Here is a 20,400-nt window from a genome sequence, read left to right as displayed (position 1 = left end):
TGGCGAGGGCGGTGGTGACGATAGTTTTCCGGGGTGGCCGTCGTGGCCGTGACGTCGGCGTCCGTCGCCGTGCAGATCTCTGAGGAAGAGTCGATGAACCGCACTTTTCGTTCCGCCCGCGACGCCGTCGGCCGCGTCGGCCGGAGGCCCGAGCGCCGCGCGACAGCCCGTCCGGCCCGGCTGCTCGCGGCCACCGCCGCGGTGACCATCTCGCTGGCGATGCTCACCGGCTGCGGCGCGGCCCTCGACGAGATCTTCTCGGGCGGCGAGCCCCCGCGTGACGAGCCGGGCGGCGAGATCACCGCCTCGGCGGAGGCAGACGCCTTCGAGATCCTGAAGGGTGACTGCATCGACCTCGGGGCGCTCGCGGGCTACGACGACCACGGGGAGGGCGAGAAGTACGAGGTCGAGTCCGTCCCGGTGGTGCCCTGCGCCGAGCCGCACACGGGCGAGGTCTATGCCGAGCTGGTCATGGAGGGCGACAAGTTCCCGGGCGAGAAGGGCATGGCCAAGACGTTCGAGGACTGGTGCTACGCCGAGTTCGAGAAGTTCGTCGGCATCTCCTACGACGAGTCGGTGTACGGCTACACCGGCTTCTACCCGACGAAGGACACCTGGAAGCTGCTGGACGACCGCACCCTGCAGTGCATCGTCAGCTCCGAGGAACCGGTCAAGGGCACCCTCAAGGACGCGGCGCAGTAGCAGGACGCGGCGCAGTAGCAGGACGCGCCGTCGCCCGCAGGTCGATCGCGAGCACCGCCAGTGCGGCCAGCACGAACGCCGCCCCGACCAGGGGCACCGTGCCGACGCCGACCGTTGCTACCACCAGGGCCCCGAGCGCTGACCCGCCGCCGATCCCGATGTTGAACACGGAGCTCGATATCGCGGTCGCCGACTCGGTGGCGCCAGGGGCGACCTGCATGGAGAGGAACGACAGGGCGGGCGGGATCGCGCTGAACGCGAGACCGAACAGGGCCAGCCCGACCAGGGCGATGGCCGGGTTGTGCCCGAGCCCCCAGAGCAGCAGCAGCGCACAGGTCAGCAGGCCGAGGGCCACGAGCACCGTCTGCCACGGCCGCTTGTCGAGCACCTGGCCGATCAGCAGGGTCCCCGTCAGGCCGGCGGCGCCCTGGCCCAGCAGGAGGGCGCTGAGGTACCGGTCGGGGAAGCCTGCCGTCTCCAGCAGGAACTGGGTGACGAAGGTGATCATCATGAAGCCACCGGTCACGAGCAGGACCGTGACCGCCATGAGCACCAGGAAGCGGCGCATGCTCGGGTGCGTGCCGCGGGCCGTCCCACTCTCCTCGGCGTCGACGTTCGGCATCGCGACCGCCATCGTGATGCACGCGACGAGGCTCACCACGGAGAACGCCAGGAAGGCGGTGCGCCAGCTCGACTGCTGCCCCACCCAGGTGCCGAGCGGCACGCCGAGCAGCGGTGCGAGCGAGTTGCCGATGGCGAGGCGCGCGATCATCTTGCCGCGGACGGCGGGGGCGAACAGGCTTGCGGCGGCCGGCGTGACGACCGACCAGAACAGCGCCTGCCCCAGCGCCGTGACCATGCGCGCGACCATCAGGTCCGCGTAGCCGATGGCGACCGCCGACCAGAGCGTTCCGACGGCACAGACCGCCGTGGTCGCCGCGAGCACGTAGCGGCGGGGGAACCGGCGGGTGAGGCGCGAGAGCGGCAGCGACGTCAGCACGACGACGGCGGCGTACGCCGAGACCAGCAGACCGATCTCGGACGTGGTGCGGCCCAGGTCGGGGGCGATGAGGGTGAGCAGCCCGCCCGGCAGGTTCTCCGCGGTGACGAAGGTGAACGCGCTGACCGAGAGGGCGATGAGGGCGATGATCGCCCGGCGCTGGTCCACGGGGGGCGCAGCGAAGCTCGCTGCGGTGGCGGTCGTGCTCCCACTCATGCTGTTTCTCCGGCTGGTCGGCGGGCTGGCTTCACCCGGGACGACGGAAGGGGCCCGGCGGACACGACAAACGTACGCGGCCTCGAATCGATTCTATCCCGCCATCTCCGACATAGGTCATGAACGAAACATGTGTCGTAGGCAACATTGTCGTAATATTTCCCTGCTTTCCTCCTCCAGGGACATTGCTGTCCCGGCAGGTCCGGCGACCCGAATCACCTCCTCGTCCCGGACGTAGCTCTCTTCACGGAGGAAAAATGAATCCACGCATCTGTGCCGTCGGTGCGGGAGCCGCTCTGCTGCTCTCCACCGCCGTAGTGCCGATCACAGCCTCGGCAGCACCCCACGCCGAGGAGGCACCGCCGCAGGCGGCGTCGGCCAAGGAGGACAACCGTCCCGACGCCCTCGCCGAGAAGCAGATCGAGAAGCGGCAGCTCGCCGTCGACATGGTCGCGACCGGAGAGGCCGAGGTCGAGACCCGTGGCACGGGCTCCCGCGCCTCGAAGGTCGTGGAGATCTCCCCGCGCGACTACGTGCAGTACGGCGTCGAGGAGACCGCGCAGCTGTTCAGCATCCTCGTGGACTTCGGTGACGAGGTGGACGACCGCTACCCGGACGCGGCGGCAGGCCCCGCGCACAACGAGATCCCCGAGCCGGCGGAGGACGACAACTCCACCTACTGGGAGCCGGACTTCTCGCGCGAGCACTTCCGGGAGATGTTCTTCACCGGCATGGAGGACCAGAACGGTGAGTCGTTCGCCGGCGTATACGACGAGATGTCGTCGGGCAGGTTCGACCTCCAGGGCGACGTGTCCGACTGGGTCACCGTGCCGTACAGCACGGCGTCCTACGGCACCACCGAGTCCGGTGCGGACATGACGCGGTTCATCCAGGACACCGCGGACGCCTGGTACGAGGACCAGGTCGCGCAGGGCAAGACCGCCGAGGAGATCGACGCCTACCTCAAGTCGTTCGACGTCTGGGACCGCTACGACATGGACGGCGACGGCATCACGGCCGAGGCCGACGGCTACATCGACCACTTCCAGGCGATCCACGCCGGTGAGGGCGAGGAGGCCGGCGCACCCGAGTCGGCCATCTGGTCGCACCGCTGGTCGGTCAACCAGGGCGGCCTCGGCACCGACGGCCCGGCCGACTTCGAGAAGCTCGGCGGCATCAAGATCGGCGACTCCGACCTCTGGATCCGCGACTACACCACGGAGCCGGAGAACGGTGGCCTCGGTGTCTTCGCGCACGAGTTCGGCCACGACCTCGGCCTGCCGGACTACTACGACACCAACGGCGGCGAGAACGGCACCGGCTACTGGAACCTCATGAGCTCCGGCTCGTGGCTCGGCCACGGTGACGGCACCATCGGCACCACGCCGAACCACATGGGCGCCACCGAGAAGCTGTTCCTCGGCTGGCTCGACTACGAGACCGTCGAGGCCGGCGAGCGCGAGCGGGTCAACCTCGGCCCGTCGTTCCATGCCACCACGCGTGAGCAGGCCGCGATCGTCAACCTGCCCGACGGCGTCGCGCGGGAAGACCTCGAGGTGGAGGCGCACGACGGCCAGTTCGCCTACTCCAACAGGGGTAACGACCTGAACAACACGATCGCCTCGCCGTCGTTCACCGTGCCGGCGGGCGGCTCGCTGACCGCCAAGGTGCAGTACGCGATCGAGGCGGACTTCGACTACGCGTTCGTCGACGTCTCCACCGACGGCGGCAGCTCGTGGACGACCCTGCCGAACAACCTCTCGACCGACGACGACCCGAACGGCACCAACCCCGGTGGCGGTATCACCGGCAGCTCGGACGGCGCCTGGGTCGACCTCACGGCCGACCTGGCGGACTTCGCTGGTCAGACGGCCTCGGTCCGGTTCCGTTACTCGACCGACGGCGGTGCTGTGGAGAAGGGCTTCATGGTCGACGACGTCGCCGTGGGCACCGCGCTCACCGAGGACTTCGAGGACACGGCCGACTGGACCGTCGACGGCTTCCAGCTCGTCGGCGCCGACGGCACCTACGAGATCGAGTACTCCCACTACTACGTCGCCGAGAACCGCGTGTACGGCGGCTACGACGCGACGCTGAAGTCCGGCCCGTACAACTTCGGCTGGGGCTTCACCAACAGCGACCGGGTGGAGCACTACCCCTACCAGGACGGCCTGCTGGTCTGGTACGTCAACAGCCGGTACGGCGACAACAACACGTCGCAGCACCCGGGTGGCGGCCAGGCGCTGCCGGTCGACGCGCGGCCCACGCCGATGAAGTGGTCGGACGGGACGATCGCCCGCAACAGGATCCAGTCGTTCGACTCGACGTTCGGCCTCGAGAAGACCGACCGGATCTCGCTGCACCGTGAGGTGTCGGAGACCGAGACGACGACGCTGTTCCAGCAGAAGCAGCGGTCCGTCCGGATCTTCGACGACAGCGACCCGGGGCGCTACTACGACAAGGCCAACCCCGGCCACTCCGTGGAGGTCGGCGGCACCGGCACCACGATCGAGGTGCTGAGCCAGGACACCCGCAGGGGCAACATGACCATCCAGGTCAACTGACCCGATCGCACCACCACGTGTCAGACGCTCAGGCCACCGACGGTGACCTGAGCGTCTGACATGTCGGGGGCACTACGCTCGAGCGCATGACACACCTGCGATGGGGAATCCTGGGGGCCGGCGGGATCGCCTCGGCCTTCACATCAGACCTGAACGACAACGGCTTCACCGTGCAGGCGGTGGGGTCACGATCGCTGGAGAAGGCGCAGGACTTCGCGCAGCGCTTCGGCATCCGGACGGCGCACGGCTCGTACGAGAACCTCGTGAACGACCCCGAGGTCGACATCATCTACGTGGCCACTCCGCACCCGATGCACGTGGCGGCCGCGAAGCTCGTCCTGGAGTCCGGCAAGCACGTGCTGGTCGAGAAGCCGTTCACGCTCAACGCCGCCGAGGCGCGCGAGATCGCGGAGCTGGCGGAGCAGAAGGGCCTCGTGGCGCTGGAGGCCATGTGGACAAGGTTCCTGCCGCACATGGCGCGCGTGCGCGAGATCATCGCCTCTGGCGTGCTCGGCGAGGTGCGCACCCTGATGGTGGACCACACCCAGGACCTGTCCGACGACCCCGCCCACCGCATCAACGACCTGGCCCTGGGCGGCGGCTCCCTGCTCGACCTGGGGATCTACCCGGTCTCGTTCGCCTGGGACGTGTTCGGCGAGCCGCTCACGGTGCAGTCGCACGCGACGTTCAAGGAGACGGGTGCGGACGCGACCATCGCGACCATCTTCGGGTACGACGGCGCCCGCGTCGCCACCACGATCTCGGCGTCGGACACGAAGGGCCCCAACCGGGCGTCGATCCTGGGCACAGAGGGCCGCATCGAGATCGACGCCGTCTGGTACAACCCGGCGACGGTCCACGTGTACGACGCCGCAGGCACCGAGACCGAGACCTTCACGACCGAGGTGACGGGCCGCGGCATGCACTTCCAGGCCGCAGAGGCGGAGCGCCTGGTGGCGACCGGGGAGCTGGACAGCCCGCTGCTCTCGCGCGCGGAGACCGTGGCGATCATGGGCACGCTGGACACGATCCGCGAGCAGATCGGCCTGAAGTACCCGAACGAATAGCCCACCTTCTTTGTTGTGGGCGTGATCGTTGCGCCTAAAACGGACGCATGAGCGCAACGATCGCGCCCACAGCCAAGTGGGGTCAGTCCAGCGGGTGCAGGATCCGGTCCAGGAAGCGGTGGGTGCGCTCTTCCGTGGGGTGGGAGAAGATCTGCGCTGGAGCGCCCCGCTCGACCACGACGCCGCCGTCGAGGAACAGCACCTCGTCCGCGACCTGGCGCGCGAACTGCAGCTCGTGGGTCACCACGACCATGGTCCAGCCCTCGTCCGCCAGCTCCTTCATCACGGTCAGCACCTCGCCGACGAGCTCGGGGTCGAGGGCCGACGTCGGCTCGTCGAACAGCAGGAGGTCCGGCACCAGCGCGAGCGCACGCACGATGCCGACGCGCTGCTGCTGGCCGCCGGACAGCTCGTGCGGGTAGGCGTCGCGCTTGTCGGAGAGGCCGACGCGGGCGAGGAGCTCCTCGGCCCGGCCGATCGCCGTCGCGCGGGGGACGCGCTGGACCTGCGTGGGGCCCTCGATCACGTTGTCGAGGACGGTGCGGTGCGGGAACAGGTTGTGGTGCTGGAACACCATGGCCGACCGGTCACGCAGGGCCGCACGGTCCGTCTTCGCCCGACGCGCGCCGGCGCGCCTGCCGGCCCAGGCGCCGGTCCTCGCCGCGGTCTGGGCGCCGAAGTCGACCACCGGGCCGCCGTCGAGCTCCAGCACCCCGGCATCCGGCGTCTCGAGCCCGTTGAGGGAGCGCAGCACCGTCGTCTTGCCGCTCCCGGACGGGCCGATCAGCGCGACCACCTCGCCGCGCTGGACCTCCAGGTCCACCCCACGCAGCACGTGGTTGGCGCCGAACGACTTCTGGATGTTCCGCGCCGTCAGCAGGCTCACCGAGTCCGAGCGGTCGGTGCGATCAGTGGGCGACATACCGGTCCAGCCTCTTCTCGAGTGCGTTCTGCCCGGTGGAGAGCACCGTGCAGAACAGCCAGTAGATCAACGCCGCTTCCAGGTACACCGTCATGAACTCGTTGGAGAACGTGGCGATCTCCTGCGCCCTGCGGAACATCTCGGTGACCAGGATGAGCGCCGCGAGCGACGTGTCCTTGACCAGCGAGATGAACGTGTTGGACAGCGGCGGCACCGACACGCGGGCGGCCTGCGGGAGGATGATCCGGCGCAGCGACCGGGCGGGAGACATGCCCACCGTCCAGCCCGCCTCCCACTGGCCCTTGGGGACCGACAGGATGGCCGCGCGGATCACCTCGGCCGCGTAGCCGCCCACGTTCAGGGAGAACGCGATGATCGCGCTGGGCCACGGGTCGAGCAGGATCCCCACCGACGGCATGCCGTAGAAGATCACGAAGAGCTGCACGAGCAGCGGCGTGCCCCGGATCAGCGAGATGTACGCGCCGGCTGTCCACGACAGCAGCCGGTTCGGCGACAGGCGCATCAGCGCCACGACGAGCGCCAGCACCAGCCCGATCGCGAACGATGCCAGCGCGAGCGGGATGGTGCCGGCAAGTCCGGCCCGCAGGAGCGGCCAGAACGAGTCGGCAATGAGCTGCCAGTCCATGTGTCCCTCTCCCCGCGGTCAGCGGAGAAGCGTCGCTCGGCAGGTCACTCGGAGACGTCCTCGCCGAAGTACTTCTCGCCCAGCTCGGCCAGCGTCCCCTCGGTGCGCAGCTCCTCGAGGGCGCCGTCGATGGCCTCGGTGAGGGCCTCCCGCTCCGGCGTGGCGACGAACGCCGACTGCGACTCCTCTTCGGTCTCCGCGGCCACCTTGATGCCGGAGGCGTCCTCGGTGTTGGCGTAGTCGAGGTAGGTGAGGCTGTCGTTGATCGTGGCGTCCACGCGGCCCTGGTCGAGCAGTGCCACCGCCTGGGCCCAGCCCTCGACGGCCTCGACCTCTGCACCGCTCTCCTGGGCGAGCTCGTTCCAGTTGCTCGTGAGCGACTGGGCGGTGGTCTTGCCCTCGAGATCGTCGAAGCTCTTGATCTCGTTGTTGTCGGCGCTCACCACGAGCACGCCGTTCGACACGGTGTACGGCGCTGAGAAGACGTAGTCCTCCTCGCGCTCCGGGGTGATGGAGACCTGGTTCGCGATGGTGTCGAAGCGGCCGCTGTCCAGGCCGGCGAAGATCGCGTCCCACTGCGTCTCCTGGAATGTGATCTCCACCCCGAGCTTCTCTGCGACGGCCTCGGCGACCTCGACGTCGTAGCCGACCAGCTTGCCCGACTCGTCGTGGTAGCTGAACGGCCGGTACGTGCCCTCGGTGGCGACCGTGAGCGTGTCGCCCGAGACGAGCCCGAGCTCCTCGCCCACGCCGCCGGACTCACCGGAGCTGCCGCAGCCGGACAGGGCCAGGAGGGCGGCCGAGGCCGCGGCGGCCGTGAGGAAGGCGCGGTTGCGAGACATGAGGGCTCCGTTCGATGAGTGACACGCATCGACATTGCCGATGCGCGACCCAAAACTAACTGATATACGAGGTGATCTCACACCCGCTCGCTCCGGCGCCAGCGGTCGGGCGTGATCCCGTACCGGTCCTTGAACCGCCGGACCAGGTAGGTCGCGTCGCGCAGGCCGGTCCTCGCGGCCACGACGCCGAGCGGCAGGTCCGTGTCCCGGAGCATCCTGCGCACCTCCGTCATGCGGCGTTCGGTGATCCACTCGAGCAGAGTCCGGCCCGTACGCTCGCGGACCACCGTGGTCAGGTAGCCGGCCGTGTAGCCGAGCGCCCTGGCGACGTCGGCCGCCGACACCGGGTCGCGGAACGTCTCCTCGATCTCGTCGAAGACCCGCGTCACCAGCGGGTCGGGCGGTGCGGGGGCCGACGGCGCCAGCCGCGCCGCCCCGATGAGGATCCGCGTCAGCACGGCCGACGCCGCCTCGCGGGCGCCCAGCCGGCCCGGCTCCGACAGCTCATCGGAGAGCTCCGTCAGCCACGCCGACCAGCGCGGGCGGTCCGCCTCGGGAACGTTGGCGCTCGCCCCGGCAGGCAGCGCCGTGAGCGCGAACAAGGCCAGGTGCGGGTGGTGCCCCCAGGCGAGGGGGGACACCGAGGCGAGCGACGGGACGGCGTCGGGCGTGAAGGCCACGCTCCAGGCCAGGCAGTGGTCGAGGTCGGCGAGCGCGGCCGAGTCGATCGCCTGCCCGGGCGGGACGGCGTGCACGTCACCGGCGCGCAGCGGTGTGTCCTGGCCGTTCAGCGAGACGGTGCCGCCGCCCCGCTCGACGTAGACGAGCACGAGGAAGTCGTGCGCGTGCCGGTGGCCCGGCGGCAGGTGCGGATGATCCGCGTCGACATCGATCCGCGTGACGAGCACCGGTGGGGAGCCCAGGCGGGTCGGATGCCCGTAGACGGGGGTGCCGTCCGGCCGGACGGTGCGCAGGTGCGCCGGGGGGCGTGGCCCGGCCGAGGCGTCGCCCGAGGAACGTGCGGTCGTCATGGCCTGCCTCGCCTCACCGGTCACCCGGGACGGCCGGCGTCAGGACGGCGTCGACGATCTGCGGGATGCGTTCGAGCTGCTGCTCGAGGTCGCGCAGCCGGACCGCGACGTGGGACTCGGACTCGTCTCCGGGCAGATCGATGCTCGCGACCAGCAGGAGCTGCCGTGGTCCGACGAACTCCAGCCGCAGGCGGCCCACCCGATGGACGCCGGGCAGGGCCTCGACCCGTTCGCGGACCGCCTGATGGATCCGCTCGTCGGCGACCTCGCCGGTCAGGAACCGGCGGTTGCGGTCGAAGAGCACCACCGCAACGACGCACAGCAGCACCCCGACGAGGATCGAGCCGATCGCGTCGAACCTGGCGTCGCCGGTGGCCTGGTGCAACGCCATCCCTCCTCCGGCGATGACCAGACCGACGAGCGCCGCGGAGTCCTCGGCGAGCACCGCGCGCAGGGTCGGGTCAGACGTTGCCAGCGCATGGTCGAGGAGGTCGCGTCCGAGTGCCCGCGCCTCGCTCCGGGTGCGGCGGTATGCCTGGACGAACGACACGCCCTCGAGGCAGAAGGCGACGGCCAGCACGAGGTAGCCGATCGTGTACGAGCTGCCCTCGCCGCTCGCGTCGAACTCCTGGATGCCGTGATAGACCGACACCACGCCACCGGCGACGAAGAGCCCGAGCGCCGCCAGCATCGACCAGACGTACGCCTCCCGGCCGTAGCCGAGCGGCCGGTCCGTATCGGCAGGCCGGCCCGCCGTCCGCTCGGCGACCAGCAGGAACACCTCGTTGCCGGTATCCGCCCATGAGTGCGCGGCCTCAGCCACCATCGAGGCCGAACCGGTGAGGACCGCCGCCACCGTCTTTGCGACCGCCACCGCGAAGTTGGCGCCGAAGGCGATCACCACCGTCAGCCCCGAGCCACCCCGATCCCGCGCCATGTGTCCCCCTGTCGTGACGCGTTCGACGCTACCGTCGGCCGGGCGGGAACGCGCGCCCCGTGGCCGGCGCAGCACCGGGACAGCCGAGGATCGTGCGACCGCCACCGAATTACATCCTGCCCGTCAACCACAGGATGTCCGACGCTGGTAGGTAGCGCGACCCTGCGCAGCCGGCGCGGGAGCAACCGCAGCGCCACCGGACGGAAGGCAGACGGATGAACACGACCGTGCAGATCCTCGACCACCGCACCCCCGAGGAACGTGCCCGGGAGTTCCTGCCGGGGATGGGCAGGCCCTGGCTGCTCCCGTTCTACGACCTGTCCTCGCGCCTCGCCGGGTGCGCGCTCTGCACGACCGGGTGGCGGCGCTCGCGGACGTCGCGCCCGGCGAGTCGGTGCTCGACGTCGGCTGCGGCACGGCGAACCTGTCGCTCGCCGTGCTGCGTGCTCAGCCGGCCGCGCTCGTGACCGGCCTCGACCCCGACGGCAGTGCGCTGCGCACCGCTGCTCGCAAGGCGTCCCGCCGCAGGGTCCCGCTCACGCTCGTCCAGGGCTTTGCCGACCGGCTCCCTGCTGACGACGGGTCGGTCGACCACGTCGTGTCCGCCCTCGCGCTGCACCACGTGCCCGAGGAGGACCGGACCCGCTTCGGGGCCGAGGCCCTTCGCGTGCTCCGCCCGGGCGGCCGGGTGACGATCGTGGACTTCGCGGAGTCAGACAGGGCCGGTCGGCGTGGTCACGGCTCGCGTGGTCACGGCTCGGGTGGACACGGCTCGGCTGGCCACGGCCGGGGCCACGCGGGCCATGGCCCGGCCACCGCGGCGGGCGACCAGCACGCCGTCCGCAACCTGGAGGGCGGCCTGGTGCGGCTCCTCACGGACGCCGGGTTCACCGGCGCCCGTGAGGCGGAGCGGGTCGAGCACCGCTTCGGACCGCTCGCCTTCGTGCAGGCCACGCGCGGCTGACCCGTCACGGGGCCACCGGCGTGGCTACGGCCGGCGGCGCACCCTCGGCTCCGGGAGCGCCGGCGGCACTGCCGCGGGACGCTCGGCGAGCCGCCGGAACGCCTCGGCCATGCCGGCCTCGAGCTGCGGGTCGACGTCGGAGAAGTAGTCCGCCGGCGTGTGCCGCACCTCGATGTCGGGGTCGACGCCGTGGTTCTCGACGTCGAACCCCTTGCCGTCGAGCCAGAACGCGTACCGCGGCTGGGTGATCCCGGTGCCGTCCACGAGGCCGAAGCGGCCGTCGATACCGATCACGCCTCCCCACGTCCGCACGCCGACCACCGGCCCGACGCCGAGCGCCTGTGCCGCCGCGTTCACGATGTCGCCGTCGGACCCGGCGTACTCGTTGGTGACCAGCACCACCGGCCCACGCGGAGCGCGTTCCGGGTAGGCGCTCGGCCGGTCGTAGTGCCGGTTCAGCCCCCAGCCGGCGACGCGTGCGGCGAGACGCGCGATCACGAGCTGCGACGTGTGCCCGCCACCGTTGAACCGCACGTCCACCACGATGCCCTCGCAGTCGGTGGCGAGCCGCAGGTCGCGGTGCAGCTGGGCCCACCCGGTGCTCATCATGTCGGGGACGTGCACGTAGCCCAGCCGGCCCCCCGACTTCTCGGCGACGTACTCCCGGCGCGACCGTACCCAGTCCTGATAGCGCAGGTCGGACTCGCTGGCGAGCGGCACGACGACGACACGGCGGTCCGTCCCGCCCGGCCTACCGCCCCCCGCCGTGCCGGCGGGGCGTCGCAGCGTGAGCTCGACGGGGATCTCGGCGGCGCCGACCAGGCTTGCCGCAGGGCCGGCCACCGGGTGCACCGGCCGGCCGTCCACCGCCACAATCAGGTCGCCCGGCCGCGCGTCGACGCCCGCTGCGCGCAGCGGCGACCGGGCTCCGGGGTCCGACGACTCGCTGGGCAGCACCCGGTCGATCCGCCAGCCGTCGGCGGTCCGGGTGAGGTCGGCGCCGAGCAGGCCGAGCTTGCGGGACGTGTCGCCCGCCGCGTGCGGCCCGCGGACGTACGCGTGCGACGTGTTGAGCTCTGCGACCGTCTCCCAGAGCACGTCCACGAGGTCGTCGTGGGTGGCCACCCGGTCGACCAGCGGACGCCACCGGGCCACGACGCCGTCCCAGTCGACACCGTTCATGTCCGCGCGCCAGTAGTGGTCACGCATGATGCGGGCGTTCTCGTCGAACATCTGGTGCCACTGGACGCGCGGGTCCACCTCGTAGCGGATGCGGGACAGGTCGATGTCGAACGCGCTGGGGTCGTCGTCGCCCGGCTTGCTGGTCGCCGACTGCGTGCTGAGCCCGAACCGGTACCGGATCACCACGCGCTCGCGGTCGCCCGACACCGCATAGGTGCGCACCTTCTCGGCGATGTCCGTGGCCTTGCGTGCATCGAACGACCAGAACTGCAGCACGTTGGGTGCAGGGTCGGCCTCGGTGCCTGCGTGCCGCGAGCCGAGCACGCCCGCGTCGTCGGTCTCGTGCACCCAGAGCACACCGCCCTTGGCGGCGAGCAGGCGCCGGTAGCGGCCCGACGTGACCGGGAACGGCACCACGCGTTCCTCCGCGCCGTCGAAGTCGATGTCGGGCGAGGCGGCGTCGTGCTTCTGCTGCTTGTCGCGCGCGTCGCCGCTCGTCTCACCCTCTGCCGTGCCGCTCGCCTCGCCGTCGGTGTCGCTGCCGTCCATGCCGTGGGCCTTGTCGTCCGGCTTGTCGTCCGGCTTGGCCAGGCGCCAGCCGTCGGCGCTCGGGCCGAACGGTGCCGGCTCGGTCGCGGCCAGCGGGATGAGCCACGGCCGCGTGGCCGCGCTGAACGACAGGGCGAACTCGTGGGAGTCGTAGGACGGGTCGAACGTGCGGTCCGAGAGGAACACGACGTACTTGCCGTCGTCGCTGAACGCCGGCGAGAAGTCGTGGAACCGGCCGGACGTCAGCGGGGTCGCCGCCGGCTTCTCGGCGTGCAGGTCCGCCACGAGGATCTGGTGGTGGCCGCCCTCGCTGCCCGTCGGGCTCGACCAGGCGAGGTACCGCCCGTCCGGGGAGAACGTCGGCGACTCCGCCTCACCGTTCCCTGACCTGCCCAGCAGGGTGACAGTGCCCGGTACGACGGCGTCGCCGGTGCCGTCGGCGCTCGCGCCGGTGTCGGAGGAGTCGCTGTCGGACGCGTCGTCGTCGGTCGCTGGGTCGTCGGCCGGTACGGCGACCAGGCTGATCCGGCCGTCGTGCGAGATGGCAGCCAGCGCGTCGCCCGCCGGGTTCGCCGCGAGGTGCAGCACGCGGCCGAGCTCGCCGCCCGCGAGGCGCTGCGGCTGGGGGTCCGAGACTCCCTGGTCGTCGGGGGTGCCTGGCAGGACGTGGATCTCGAGCGCGTCCTCCCTGCTCTCGCCCTGCGGGGTGCTGCGCGGCGCGTCGGTCACGACGACCACACGCCCGGTGTCGCCGAGCAGGACGGGCTCGCGGACGCGGACCGACGGGTCGGCGACGAGCGCGCGGGCCGGACCCGCGCGGTGGGTCACCCAGTACGCGGTGCCGAGCCAGCCGACGACGCTCGCGTCGCCGGTCTTGTCGACGGCCAGACCGTCGATGCCTGCCGGCGTCGAGTCCGGGTCGGCCGAGTAGGGCTGCGGCAGGGCGCCCGTGAGCGTGACGTCGATGCGGCGCGGTACGCCGTCCAGGCTGTCGAGCAGCCAGAGGTCGCCACGGCTGTGCCACACGATGCGCGAGCCGTCGGAGGCCGCGTCGCGGACGTAGCCGTCAGCCTCCGACTGGGTGGTCAGCTGCCGGGGCTCAGGTGTCTCCGTGGCGGTCGCGAGGCCGTCGAGCACCCACAGGTTCGCCTGCTCGTCGGCGTGGTCAGGGAACGTGGCCCCGCGGTCGGACGTGAACACCAGCGCGTCGCCGATCCAGTGCGGGTCGTAGATCCCGGCCTCGTCGTCGGGCAGCGGGCGCTGCCAGTCGCCCGTGCCACGGTCGAGCCAGAGCACGGAGGCCGTGCCGCCGCGGTACCGCTTCCAGTACGCCGGAGTCCGGTAGCCCGCCGAGACGAGGGCCGTCGCGGTGGAGCCGTCGGGTCCCCGGTGCTCGGCCACGCCCCAGGAGGCGCCGTAACGCGGGGTCTCGACGGTGCCGTCGAGGCCGACGGTCCGGACGACGGTCAGCGACGACTCGTACGAGCCGCCGTTGGACGAGACGAGGACGTGGTCGGTGTCCGCCCAGCCGAGCACCAAGGTCGTGCTGCCGCCGAACCAGGTGAGGCGCCGCGTCGCGCCGTCGGCCAGCTCGACCACGTAGGCCTCGGGATGCCCGTCCTTGTGCGACACGTAGGCGAGACGCGTGCCGTCGGGGGAGAAGCGCGGCGTGCTGGCCGGCACGTGATCGTTGGTCAGGCGCCAGGCGCGGCCGCCGGATACCGGGGCGAGCCAGACGTCGTCGTCGGCCACGAACGCGACCTGGTCGCCATGGATGTGGGGGAACCGGAGATAGGGCTGGGTCACCGGTTCAACGTACTCGCGCGGTCCGACACCCGTCATCGGAAATCGCTGAGGGCAGCGGGTGACCTGGTACGTCATGGCCGGTGGGCTCAGGTCGCCGCAGCAGGACCGGGAGAGCCGGCCCTCGCCGGTCGCGCGGAGGGAGCTCGCGAAGGGCCCCAGCGCAGGCGCCACCAGCTGCCCGGCTCGGGGACGTCCGCGCGGTCCGCAGCTATCTCGTCGGGCTCCGGCCAGCACGGTGCCGTGCCGTCGTGCCCGAGCCGGGTGGTCAGCCACGCCCAGAGCGCGGGATGCTGCCCGGCCCGAGCGGCGGTCTCCGCTGGGACGCCCTCGAACCGCACATAGACCGCTGCGACGCTGATGCCCTCGTCCGGCGTCCCGTAGCCGCCGACCCAGACGCGCGCCTTGATCCTCCGTGGTTCCCGGGTGACCGCACGCGCGACCTGTTCGAGCGTCGGCCCGCCGCAGAAGCTGCGCGCCAGGGCGTGCGGCGGAAAGGTCGTGAGCACCAGGTGTGCGTCGACCGGGTCGCCCAACAGTGTGGCGAACGTGGCCCCGTCGCTGAGGCCTGCCCAGGGCGCGAGGCTGTCCACGACCCGGTAGGCGGGGGAGCGCAGCAGCCAGCCGGGCGCGTGCTCCCGGGTGGTCGCGACGCCGGCGGCCTGGTCCCGGTCCCGGCGGCGCGCGGCCAGGTCGATGACCTGTGCTCGATGGTGTCTCTGCGTTCGTGGCATGGGTCCTGCTCCCGGACGGCGTGTGATCGTGCTGGCGCTTGTCTTCGTCACGATCCTGGACCGGCCGACGGCGTCTGCGGGGCGGCGATCCGCGATCTGTGGACGAAGGGCCAGAACGGTCCCCTGTGGTCGCGCTCGTTCGGCTGCGCTGCCGCCGAGCCGGGCGCACGCCATAGAGTCGTTCCACGATGAGCACACGCATAGAGCCGGTCAGTCCGGCGCTCCTCGTCGAGCGGGTAGCCGGGCTGGTCCTCGCCCGCGCGGAGCCTCTGACCGGGGCGGTGACCGGGCCACAGCAGGACCGCGGGCCGGTGCGGCTGCTCGTCGACGGGCACCCGTCCACGCACCCCGAGCGCCTCGCCGACGCCCTCGTCGTCCCGCTCGAGGCCGCCGGGCGACCTGCGGCGCGCGTGCGCGTCAGCGACTTTCTCCGCCCACGGTCCCTGCGGCTCGAACGCGGACGCGAGGACCCGGACAGCCTGCTCGACGACTGGATCGACGTCGGCTCGTTGAACCGCGAGGTGCTGACGCGCGTCGTCGACCGGCGGGAGTACCTACCCAGCCTGCGTGATCCCGACACCGATCGCGCCACGCGAGCCGGCTACCTGGACGCCGCGCCGGGCACCGTCGTCGTGCTCGACGGCGTGCTCGCCATCGGCAGGGGTCTTGCCGTCGACCTGACCGTGCATCTCGCGCTCAAACCGGCGACGCTCCGCCGTCGGACGCCGCCCGAGGAGACGTGGGCCGTCCCCGCCTACGAACGGTATGCCCGCGAGATCGAGGGCATGCCTGACCTCGTGGTCCGGGTCGATCACCCGGACCACCCGGCCCTCGAGCGCACCTGACCCGGTGCTCAGCGCACCAGGCAGAAGGGGTGGCCCGCAGGGTCGGCGAACACCCGGAAGTCGTCGCCCTGACCAGGCAGCCGCGCAGCCCCGAGGGCCAGGACCGCGGCCTCGCCGGCATCGAGGTCGGGTACCTCGATATCGAGGTGGAGCTGCTGCGGGTACGCGGGATCCGGCCACCGCGGCGGGTTGTACCCCTCCACGGTCTGGAAGAGCAGCGGCCGGGAGCCGCCGAGCATGGCGACACCCTCGGCGTCATAGGTCACCGGCTCGCCCATCACGCCGGACCAGAACTGCGCCAGCGCTGACGCGTCAGCGCAGTCGAAGGTGGCGCCCATGACGGTGACGCCGTCCGACTTCTCGTCGAGGCACACGTCGAACGGGTGCCCGGCTGGGTCGGCGAGCGTGATCCACTGCTCGTTCTCCCGCAGCAGGGTGGCTCCGAGCTCGACCGCCCGCGTGCTCGCCGCCGCCAGGTCCGGGACGTAGAGATCGAGGTGCGCCTGCTGCGGGTGCTCCTGCCCGGGCCACTGCGGCGGCACGAGGTCGGGTGCGAGCTGGAACGCGATGCCCCACCGGTCGGGGGTCACGACGGTGATCCAGTCGTCGTCCGCCTTGGCCACCGTGCCGTCCGTCAGCGCCGTCCAGAAGTCCGCCTCCGCGGTGAGGTCAGGGACGTCGAGGACCACGGAGTGCACGGTGCCCACCCCGCCGGAGGTGGGACGTGCGGCTGCGGGTCCGGCGGAAGATGGTTCGGTCATGGCTCAGCCCTTCGAGAGGTTGTGGCACGAGGAATGCGCGTAGAACCACCTTGCACCGTGCCACTGACACTCCCCACCGGACAGCCACGCCCGGTTATGCACAGCAGTTATCCACACCCCTGTGAATATCTCTCTTGAGCCGGGTGCGCCAGCCAGGGCTGCGTGTCGTCGGACGCTCCGGCCTCGACCAGGCCAGGAGAGTCCTCCGCCGCGTCGATCTCCGCGAGCAGCGCCCGCACCCGGGCGGTGATCTCGTCGACGATCCGCTCCACCTCCTCCACCGGGCGGCCCGCCGGGTCGTCGAGCGGCCAGTCGAGGTAGCGGCGTCCCGGGTAGACGGGGCACGAGTCACCGCAGCCCATCGTCACGATCACGCCGGAGGCGCGCACGATGTCGTCCGTGAGCTCGCGCGGGAACTCGATGAGCCCGTCGAGCCCACGGCGGGCCAGGACGGTCTCCGTCAGCGGGTCGGGTTCGGCCACCGGCCTGGTTCCCGCGGTCCGCACCCGGACGCGGTCGCCGGCGAGGCGTCGCGTGACCGCTGCGGCGATCTGGGAGCGGCCGCTGTTGTGGACGCAGACGAACAGGACGTCGCGCGGCGAGCCGTACGTCACCTCGGTCATCGCGGCGAGGCGGTCGGTCGCGAGCCAGGCGGTGAGAGCGGGCAGGTGCGCGTACGACCTGATCTGGTTGCTCAGCGACGCGTAGCACTCGCGCACGAGCCGATCCACCGTGCCGGTGCCCGCATTCGTCGCGAACCCTGCGGAGAGGGTCTCGGTCAGCCGGGCGAGCAGCGCCTCGTGGTCGTGCACGTCGAGCGGGGGTTCCCCCGGGTGGCGGGGCGCTGCCAGGGCAGCCGCCCCGAACCGCGCGATGCCCCGCGACGACACCCGGTACGACGGCGGGCCCAGGCGCGGGCGTTCGGCGAGCGGCACGTCGGGCAGCCCGCCGTCCGGCACGACCGGACCGACGGCGGCGACCAGACCTACCGCGGTCAACGCCTCGAGGTCGTGCTCGATGTCCGCGGCGGTCGATGCCGGGTGTTGCACCAGGTCCTCGGCGGTCGAGCCGCCTCCGGGGTGCGTCATCATGCGGGCCAGCAGGCGCAACCGCTCAGGGTTCGCCATGGTGAGTTTCTGCGCGGAGCGCAGCTCGTCCGGTGTCATGGGGTTCTCCTTGGCCGACGGCGGTGTGGCCGAGTGCCAGGAGTGAGGCTACCTCGCCGCTTCGCTGAGCAGAGCACCGAGCCGGTCGAGCGAGCCGGGAACGACGGAGTAGTAGGCCCACTTGCCGCGCTGCTCACGGGCGAGCAGCCCGGCATCGACAAGGATCTTCAGGTGGTGGCTCACGGTGGGCTGGCTCAGGCCGACGGGCTCGGTGAGATCGCAGACGCAGGCCTCACCGCCGTCGTGCGCGGCGACGATCGAGAGCAGCCGGACCCGCGTGGGGTCGCCCAGCGCCTTGAAGGAGCGGGCGAGGTCGGCGGCGGCGGCCGGGTCGGCTGCCTCCCGAACGAGCGGGGCGCAGCAGGTGCCGGACTTCGGCGCAGCCGGTGCGAGCTCGAGCGCGATCGTCGTCATGTGTCCATCTTGCCACGCATCGAAGTTTCTGGATATGTTCACCCCGAGTCAACGCATCGAGGTTCTTCGATCTGATCCTGGCCGCCGGCGGAGATGACGGCGAAGATGAGCGGAGACGACAGAGAAGATGGGGACGGGAAACATGACGACAGCGCAGAACCTTCCGGTCGTAGTGATCGGCGCCGGGCCCGTTGGTCTCGCCGCCGCGGCGCATCTCGCCGAGCGCGGGCTCGAACCCCTGGTCATCGAGGCAGGGGACGGCGCGGGCGCCGCCGTCGCGCAGTGGGGCCACGTGCGCCTCTTCTCGCCGTGGCGGTACGACGTCGACGCCGCCGCCCGCCGGCTGCTCACGGCCGCAGGAGCGGGGCGCGCCGAGCCGTGGACAGAGCCGGAACCCGACGCGCTGCCCACGGGCGCTGAGCTCGTCGAGCGGTATCTCGCGCCACTGGCCGACGCGCTCGTGACCGGGGCAGGGGCGCAGGTCCGGTACCGGACCCGCGTGCTCGCCGTGACCAAGGACGGCGCCGACCGCTCCCGCTCGCTGGGACGCGAACGCCTGCCGTACCTGGTCCGGCTGACCACCGGTCCAGCGGACGGCTCCGCCGGGGCCGGCACCGTCGAGGAGATCCGGGCGCAGGCGGTGATCGACGCCTCGGGAACCTACGACCAGCCCAACCCGCTGGGGACGTCGGGCCTGCCGACCCTTGGTGAGCCCGAGTCGGCGCGCTTCCTCGCGGGCGCGCTGCCGGACGTGCTCGGCCGCGACCGTGAGCGGTTCGCCGGGCGGCACACCCTGGTGGTCGGCATGGGGCACTCGGCGGCGAACACGCTGCTGAGCCTGGTCGAGCTCGCGGAGCAGGAGGCAGCACAGGGCACCGAGGGGACCCGGATCACCTGGGCCATCCGCGGCGGTTCGCCGCGCCGCCTGTACGGCGGCGGCACCGGTGACGACCTGCCGGCCCGCGGTCTGCTCGGCACCCGGCTGCGCGACGCGGTGGAGGCCGGCCGGATCGAGCTGCTCACCCGCGTGGCGATCGACCGGCTGGAGCCGGCGACCGACCCGTCCACCGACCCGGCGAACGACACCGTGCGCGTCCTGGGGTCGGCGCGCCGCGACGGCGACGACGGGGCCCTCGACCTCTCGGTGCACCAGATCGCGGCCGCCACCGGGTTCCGCCCCGACCTGGCGATGCTGCGGGAGGTTCGCCTCGACCTCGACCCCGTGGTGGAGGCGCCGCGGCAGATCGCGCCGCTCATCGACCCGAACTTCCACTCGTGCGGCACGGTGCCAGCGCACGGCGAGGCCGAGCTGACCCACCCCGACGCCGGGTTCTACCTGGTGGGCATGAAGTCCTACGGCAGGGCGCCGACGTTCCTCCTCGCCACCGGCTACGAGCAGGTCCGTTCGATCGCCGCCGCGCTCGCGGGTGACCGTGCGGCGGCCGACGCGGTCGAGCTGAACCTGCCGGAGACCGGAGTCTGCTCGTCCGACCTCGCGCTGGCCGCCGACGCGGACGGCAAGGTCTCTCCGGACGAGCTGGCGGCGTACGGGTCGAGCTCCTGCTGCTCGGTCCCCGCCGGGCCGCAGCAGGTCTCGATCGGAGCCGCGCCCTCCGGAGCCACGCCGCTCGGTGAGGCACTCGTCGACACCACGCCGGTCACGCCGGTCGGGTTCAGCACCGGAGTCGTCCACGGCCGCTCCGGCGACTAGCTGGCCGACTGCAGACTTGGTCGCCGGTTCCCCGGTTGCCGACTGCAGACTTGGTCGCCGCCCGGATTGCCGACTGCAGACTTGGTTGCGGTTTGCCGGCCTCCAGACGCAACCAAGTCTGCAGTCAACACTGGTGACCGCAACCAAGTCTGCAGTCGGCGGGTGACAGCGGGCCCGCGATCGTGACCGGCGGTGGCGACCGGCGGTGGTGACCGGGGGGTGCCGGTGACCCGCGATCGTGACCGGCGGTGGCGACCGGCGGTGGTGACCGGCGGGTGCTGGTGACGGTCGATGGGCGGTGACCGGCGGCGGCGGCCGTCGGGTGCCGGTGACCATCGGCGCAG

17 protein-coding genes are annotated in these 20,400 nt (G+C 71.6%); 6 read left to right on the top strand and 11 right to left on the bottom strand.

Going from position 1 to position 20,400, the window contains the following annotated elements; genetic code table 11:
* Window positions 1-93 precede the first annotated feature (93 nt).
* Window positions 94-702, top strand: coding sequence for a septum formation family protein (locus ACFS27_RS10265; protein ID WP_377182560.1), 609 nt, complete (start codon window positions 94-96; stop codon window positions 700-702).
* On the opposite strand, the gene ACFS27_RS10260 is transcribed toward ACFS27_RS10265, so the two are convergent.
* The gene (locus tag ACFS27_RS10260) at window positions 683-1,918 is read right to left on the bottom strand and encodes an MFS transporter (RefSeq protein ID WP_377182558.1); all 1,236 of its coding nucleotides are present in this window, start codon (window positions 1,916-1,918) and stop codon (window positions 683-685) included. The two genes, ACFS27_RS10265 and ACFS27_RS10260, sit on opposite strands and share 20 nt — an antisense overlap.
* A gap of 257 nt (window positions 1,919-2,175) precedes the next feature.
* On the opposite strand from ACFS27_RS10260, the gene ACFS27_RS10255 reads away from it, so the two are divergent.
* Both ACFS27_RS10255 and ACFS27_RS10250 read left to right on the top strand, forming a co-directional pair.
* On the top strand, window positions 2,176-4,482 hold the full coding sequence (locus ACFS27_RS10255; RefSeq protein WP_377182556.1) for an immune inhibitor A domain-containing protein: 2,307 nt from the start codon (window positions 2,176-2,178) through the stop codon (window positions 4,480-4,482).
* 86 nt (window positions 4,483-4,568) lie between these two features.
* Window positions 4,569-5,549, top strand: coding sequence for a Gfo/Idh/MocA family protein (locus ACFS27_RS10250; protein ID WP_377182554.1), 981 nt, complete (start codon window positions 4,569-4,571; stop codon window positions 5,547-5,549).
* Window positions 5,550-5,631: 82 nt separating this feature from the next.
* On the opposite strand, the gene ACFS27_RS10245 is transcribed toward ACFS27_RS10250, so the two are convergent.
* From ACFS27_RS10245 to ACFS27_RS10225, 5 genes are all read right to left on the bottom strand, one after another.
* Window positions 5,632-6,471, bottom strand: a complete 840-nt coding sequence (locus ACFS27_RS10245; protein ID WP_377182552.1) for an amino acid ABC transporter ATP-binding protein — start codon at window positions 6,469-6,471, stop codon at window positions 5,632-5,634.
* The gene (locus ACFS27_RS10240; protein ID WP_377182550.1) at window positions 6,458-7,117 is read right to left on the bottom strand and encodes an amino acid ABC transporter permease; all 660 of its coding nucleotides are present in this window, start codon (window positions 7,115-7,117) and stop codon (window positions 6,458-6,460) included. The genes ACFS27_RS10245 and ACFS27_RS10240 overlap by 14 nt, the downstream gene beginning before the upstream one ends.
* 44 nt (window positions 7,118-7,161) lie before the next feature.
* Complete coding sequence (locus ACFS27_RS10235; RefSeq protein ID WP_377182548.1) at window positions 7,162-7,959, bottom strand: amino acid ABC transporter substrate-binding protein; 798 nt, start codon at window positions 7,957-7,959, stop codon at window positions 7,162-7,164.
* A 77-nt stretch (window positions 7,960-8,036) separates the two neighbouring features.
* On the bottom strand, window positions 8,037-8,990 hold the full coding sequence (locus tag ACFS27_RS10230) for an AraC family transcriptional regulator (protein WP_377182546.1): 954 nt from the start codon (window positions 8,988-8,990) through the stop codon (window positions 8,037-8,039).
* Window positions 8,991-9,003: 13 nt separating this feature from the next.
* Window positions 9,004-9,927: a cation diffusion facilitator family transporter gene (locus ACFS27_RS10225; RefSeq protein WP_377182544.1), complete on the bottom strand. Its 924-nt coding sequence runs from the start codon at window positions 9,925-9,927 to the stop codon at window positions 9,004-9,006.
* Between the two features lie 337 nt (window positions 9,928-10,264).
* Here ACFS27_RS10225 and ACFS27_RS10220 point away from each other — a divergent pair, with 337 nt between their 5' ends.
* Window positions 10,265-10,891 (top strand): class I SAM-dependent methyltransferase, encoded by a 627-nt coding sequence (locus ACFS27_RS10220; RefSeq protein ID WP_377182542.1) that lies wholly within the window; start codon window positions 10,265-10,267, stop codon window positions 10,889-10,891.
* Between the two features lie 24 nt (window positions 10,892-10,915).
* Here ACFS27_RS10220 and ACFS27_RS10215 read toward each other — a convergent pair whose 3' ends face one another.
* Window positions 10,916-14,428, bottom strand: coding sequence for a S41 family peptidase (locus tag ACFS27_RS10215; protein ID WP_377182540.1), 3,513 nt, complete (start codon window positions 14,426-14,428; stop codon window positions 10,916-10,918).
* Window positions 14,429-14,514: 86 nt separating this feature from the next.
* Window positions 14,515-15,159, bottom strand: a complete 645-nt coding sequence (locus ACFS27_RS10210; protein ID WP_377182538.1) for a hypothetical protein — start codon at window positions 15,157-15,159, stop codon at window positions 14,515-14,517.
* 188 nt (window positions 15,160-15,347) lie between these two features.
* Here ACFS27_RS10210 and ACFS27_RS10205 point away from each other — a divergent pair, with 188 nt between their 5' ends.
* Window positions 15,348-16,004, top strand: coding sequence for a uridine kinase (locus ACFS27_RS10205; protein WP_377182536.1), 657 nt, complete (start codon window positions 15,348-15,350; stop codon window positions 16,002-16,004).
* An 8-nt stretch (window positions 16,005-16,012) separates the two neighbouring features.
* Here ACFS27_RS10205 and ACFS27_RS10200 read toward each other — a convergent pair whose 3' ends face one another.
* The 3 genes from ACFS27_RS10200 to ACFS27_RS10190 form a co-directional block, all read right to left on the bottom strand.
* The gene (locus ACFS27_RS10200; RefSeq protein WP_377182534.1) at window positions 16,013-16,765 is read right to left on the bottom strand and encodes a VOC family protein; all 753 of its coding nucleotides are present in this window, start codon (window positions 16,763-16,765) and stop codon (window positions 16,013-16,015) included.
* A gap of 107 nt (window positions 16,766-16,872) precedes the next feature.
* Window positions 16,873-17,931, bottom strand: a complete 1,059-nt coding sequence (locus tag ACFS27_RS10195; protein ID WP_377182532.1) for an arsenate-mycothiol transferase ArsC — start codon at window positions 17,929-17,931, stop codon at window positions 16,873-16,875.
* 48 nt (window positions 17,932-17,979) lie between these two features.
* Window positions 17,980-18,345: an ArsR/SmtB family transcription factor gene (locus ACFS27_RS10190; protein WP_377182530.1), complete on the bottom strand. Its 366-nt coding sequence runs from the start codon at window positions 18,343-18,345 to the stop codon at window positions 17,980-17,982.
* A gap of 142 nt (window positions 18,346-18,487) precedes the next feature.
* On the opposite strand from ACFS27_RS10190, the gene ACFS27_RS10185 reads away from it, so the two are divergent.
* The gene (locus tag ACFS27_RS10185; protein WP_377182528.1) at window positions 18,488-20,056 is read left to right on the top strand and encodes an FAD-dependent oxidoreductase; all 1,569 of its coding nucleotides are present in this window, start codon (window positions 18,488-18,490) and stop codon (window positions 20,054-20,056) included.
* The last annotated feature ends 344 nt before the right edge of the window (window positions 20,057-20,400 follow it).

This window comes from Promicromonospora vindobonensis (assembly GCF_042685865.1).
In the GTDB taxonomy this organism is placed as follows: Bacteria; Actinomycetota; Actinomycetes; order Actinomycetales; family Cellulomonadaceae; genus Promicromonospora; species Promicromonospora vindobonensis.
The sequence above is the reverse complement of the archived record's forward strand: the minus strand, read 5'-3'. Positions and strand labels throughout refer to the sequence as shown.

Excerpts from the sequence above, each read along its gene's own strand:
- ACFS27_RS10225 (WP_377182544.1), bottom strand. The coding sequence starts at position 9,927 with ATGGCGCGGGATCGGGGTGGCTCGGGGCTGACGGTGGTGATCGCCTTC.
- ACFS27_RS10185 (WP_377182528.1), top strand. The coding sequence starts at position 18,488 with ATGACGACAGCGCAGAACCTTCCGGTCGTAGTGATCGGCGCCGGGCCC.
- ACFS27_RS10255 (WP_377182556.1), top strand. The coding sequence starts at position 2,176 with ATGAATCCACGCATCTGTGCCGTCGGTGCGGGAGCCGCTCTGCTGCTC.
- ACFS27_RS10265 (WP_377182560.1), top strand. The coding sequence starts at position 94 with ATGAACCGCACTTTTCGTTCCGCCCGCGACGCCGTCGGCCGCGTCGGC.
- ACFS27_RS10210 (WP_377182538.1), bottom strand. The coding sequence starts at position 15,159 with ATGCCACGAACGCAGAGACACCATCGAGCACAGGTCATCGACCTGGCC.
- ACFS27_RS10250 (WP_377182554.1), top strand. The coding sequence starts at position 4,569 with ATGACACACCTGCGATGGGGAATCCTGGGGGCCGGCGGGATCGCCTCG.
- ACFS27_RS10195 (WP_377182532.1), bottom strand. The coding sequence starts at position 17,931 with ATGACACCGGACGAGCTGCGCTCCGCGCAGAAACTCACCATGGCGAAC.
- ACFS27_RS10230 (WP_377182546.1), bottom strand. The coding sequence starts at position 8,990 with ATGACGACCGCACGTTCCTCGGGCGACGCCTCGGCCGGGCCACGCCCC.
- ACFS27_RS10190 (WP_377182530.1), bottom strand. The coding sequence starts at position 18,345 with ATGACGACGATCGCGCTCGAGCTCGCACCGGCTGCGCCGAAGTCCGGC.
- ACFS27_RS10260 (WP_377182558.1), bottom strand. The coding sequence starts at position 1,918 with ATGAGTGGGAGCACGACCGCCACCGCAGCGAGCTTCGCTGCGCCCCCC.
- ACFS27_RS10240 (WP_377182550.1), bottom strand. The coding sequence starts at position 7,117 with ATGGACTGGCAGCTCATTGCCGACTCGTTCTGGCCGCTCCTGCGGGCC.
- ACFS27_RS10200 (WP_377182534.1), bottom strand. The coding sequence starts at position 16,765 with ATGACCGAACCATCTTCCGCCGGACCCGCAGCCGCACGTCCCACCTCC.
- ACFS27_RS10235 (WP_377182548.1), bottom strand. The coding sequence starts at position 7,959 with ATGTCTCGCAACCGCGCCTTCCTCACGGCCGCCGCGGCCTCGGCCGCC.
- ACFS27_RS10205 (WP_377182536.1), top strand. The coding sequence starts at position 15,348 with ATGAGCACACGCATAGAGCCGGTCAGTCCGGCGCTCCTCGTCGAGCGG.
- ACFS27_RS10245 (WP_377182552.1), bottom strand. The coding sequence starts at position 6,471 with ATGTCGCCCACTGATCGCACCGACCGCTCGGACTCGGTGAGCCTGCTG.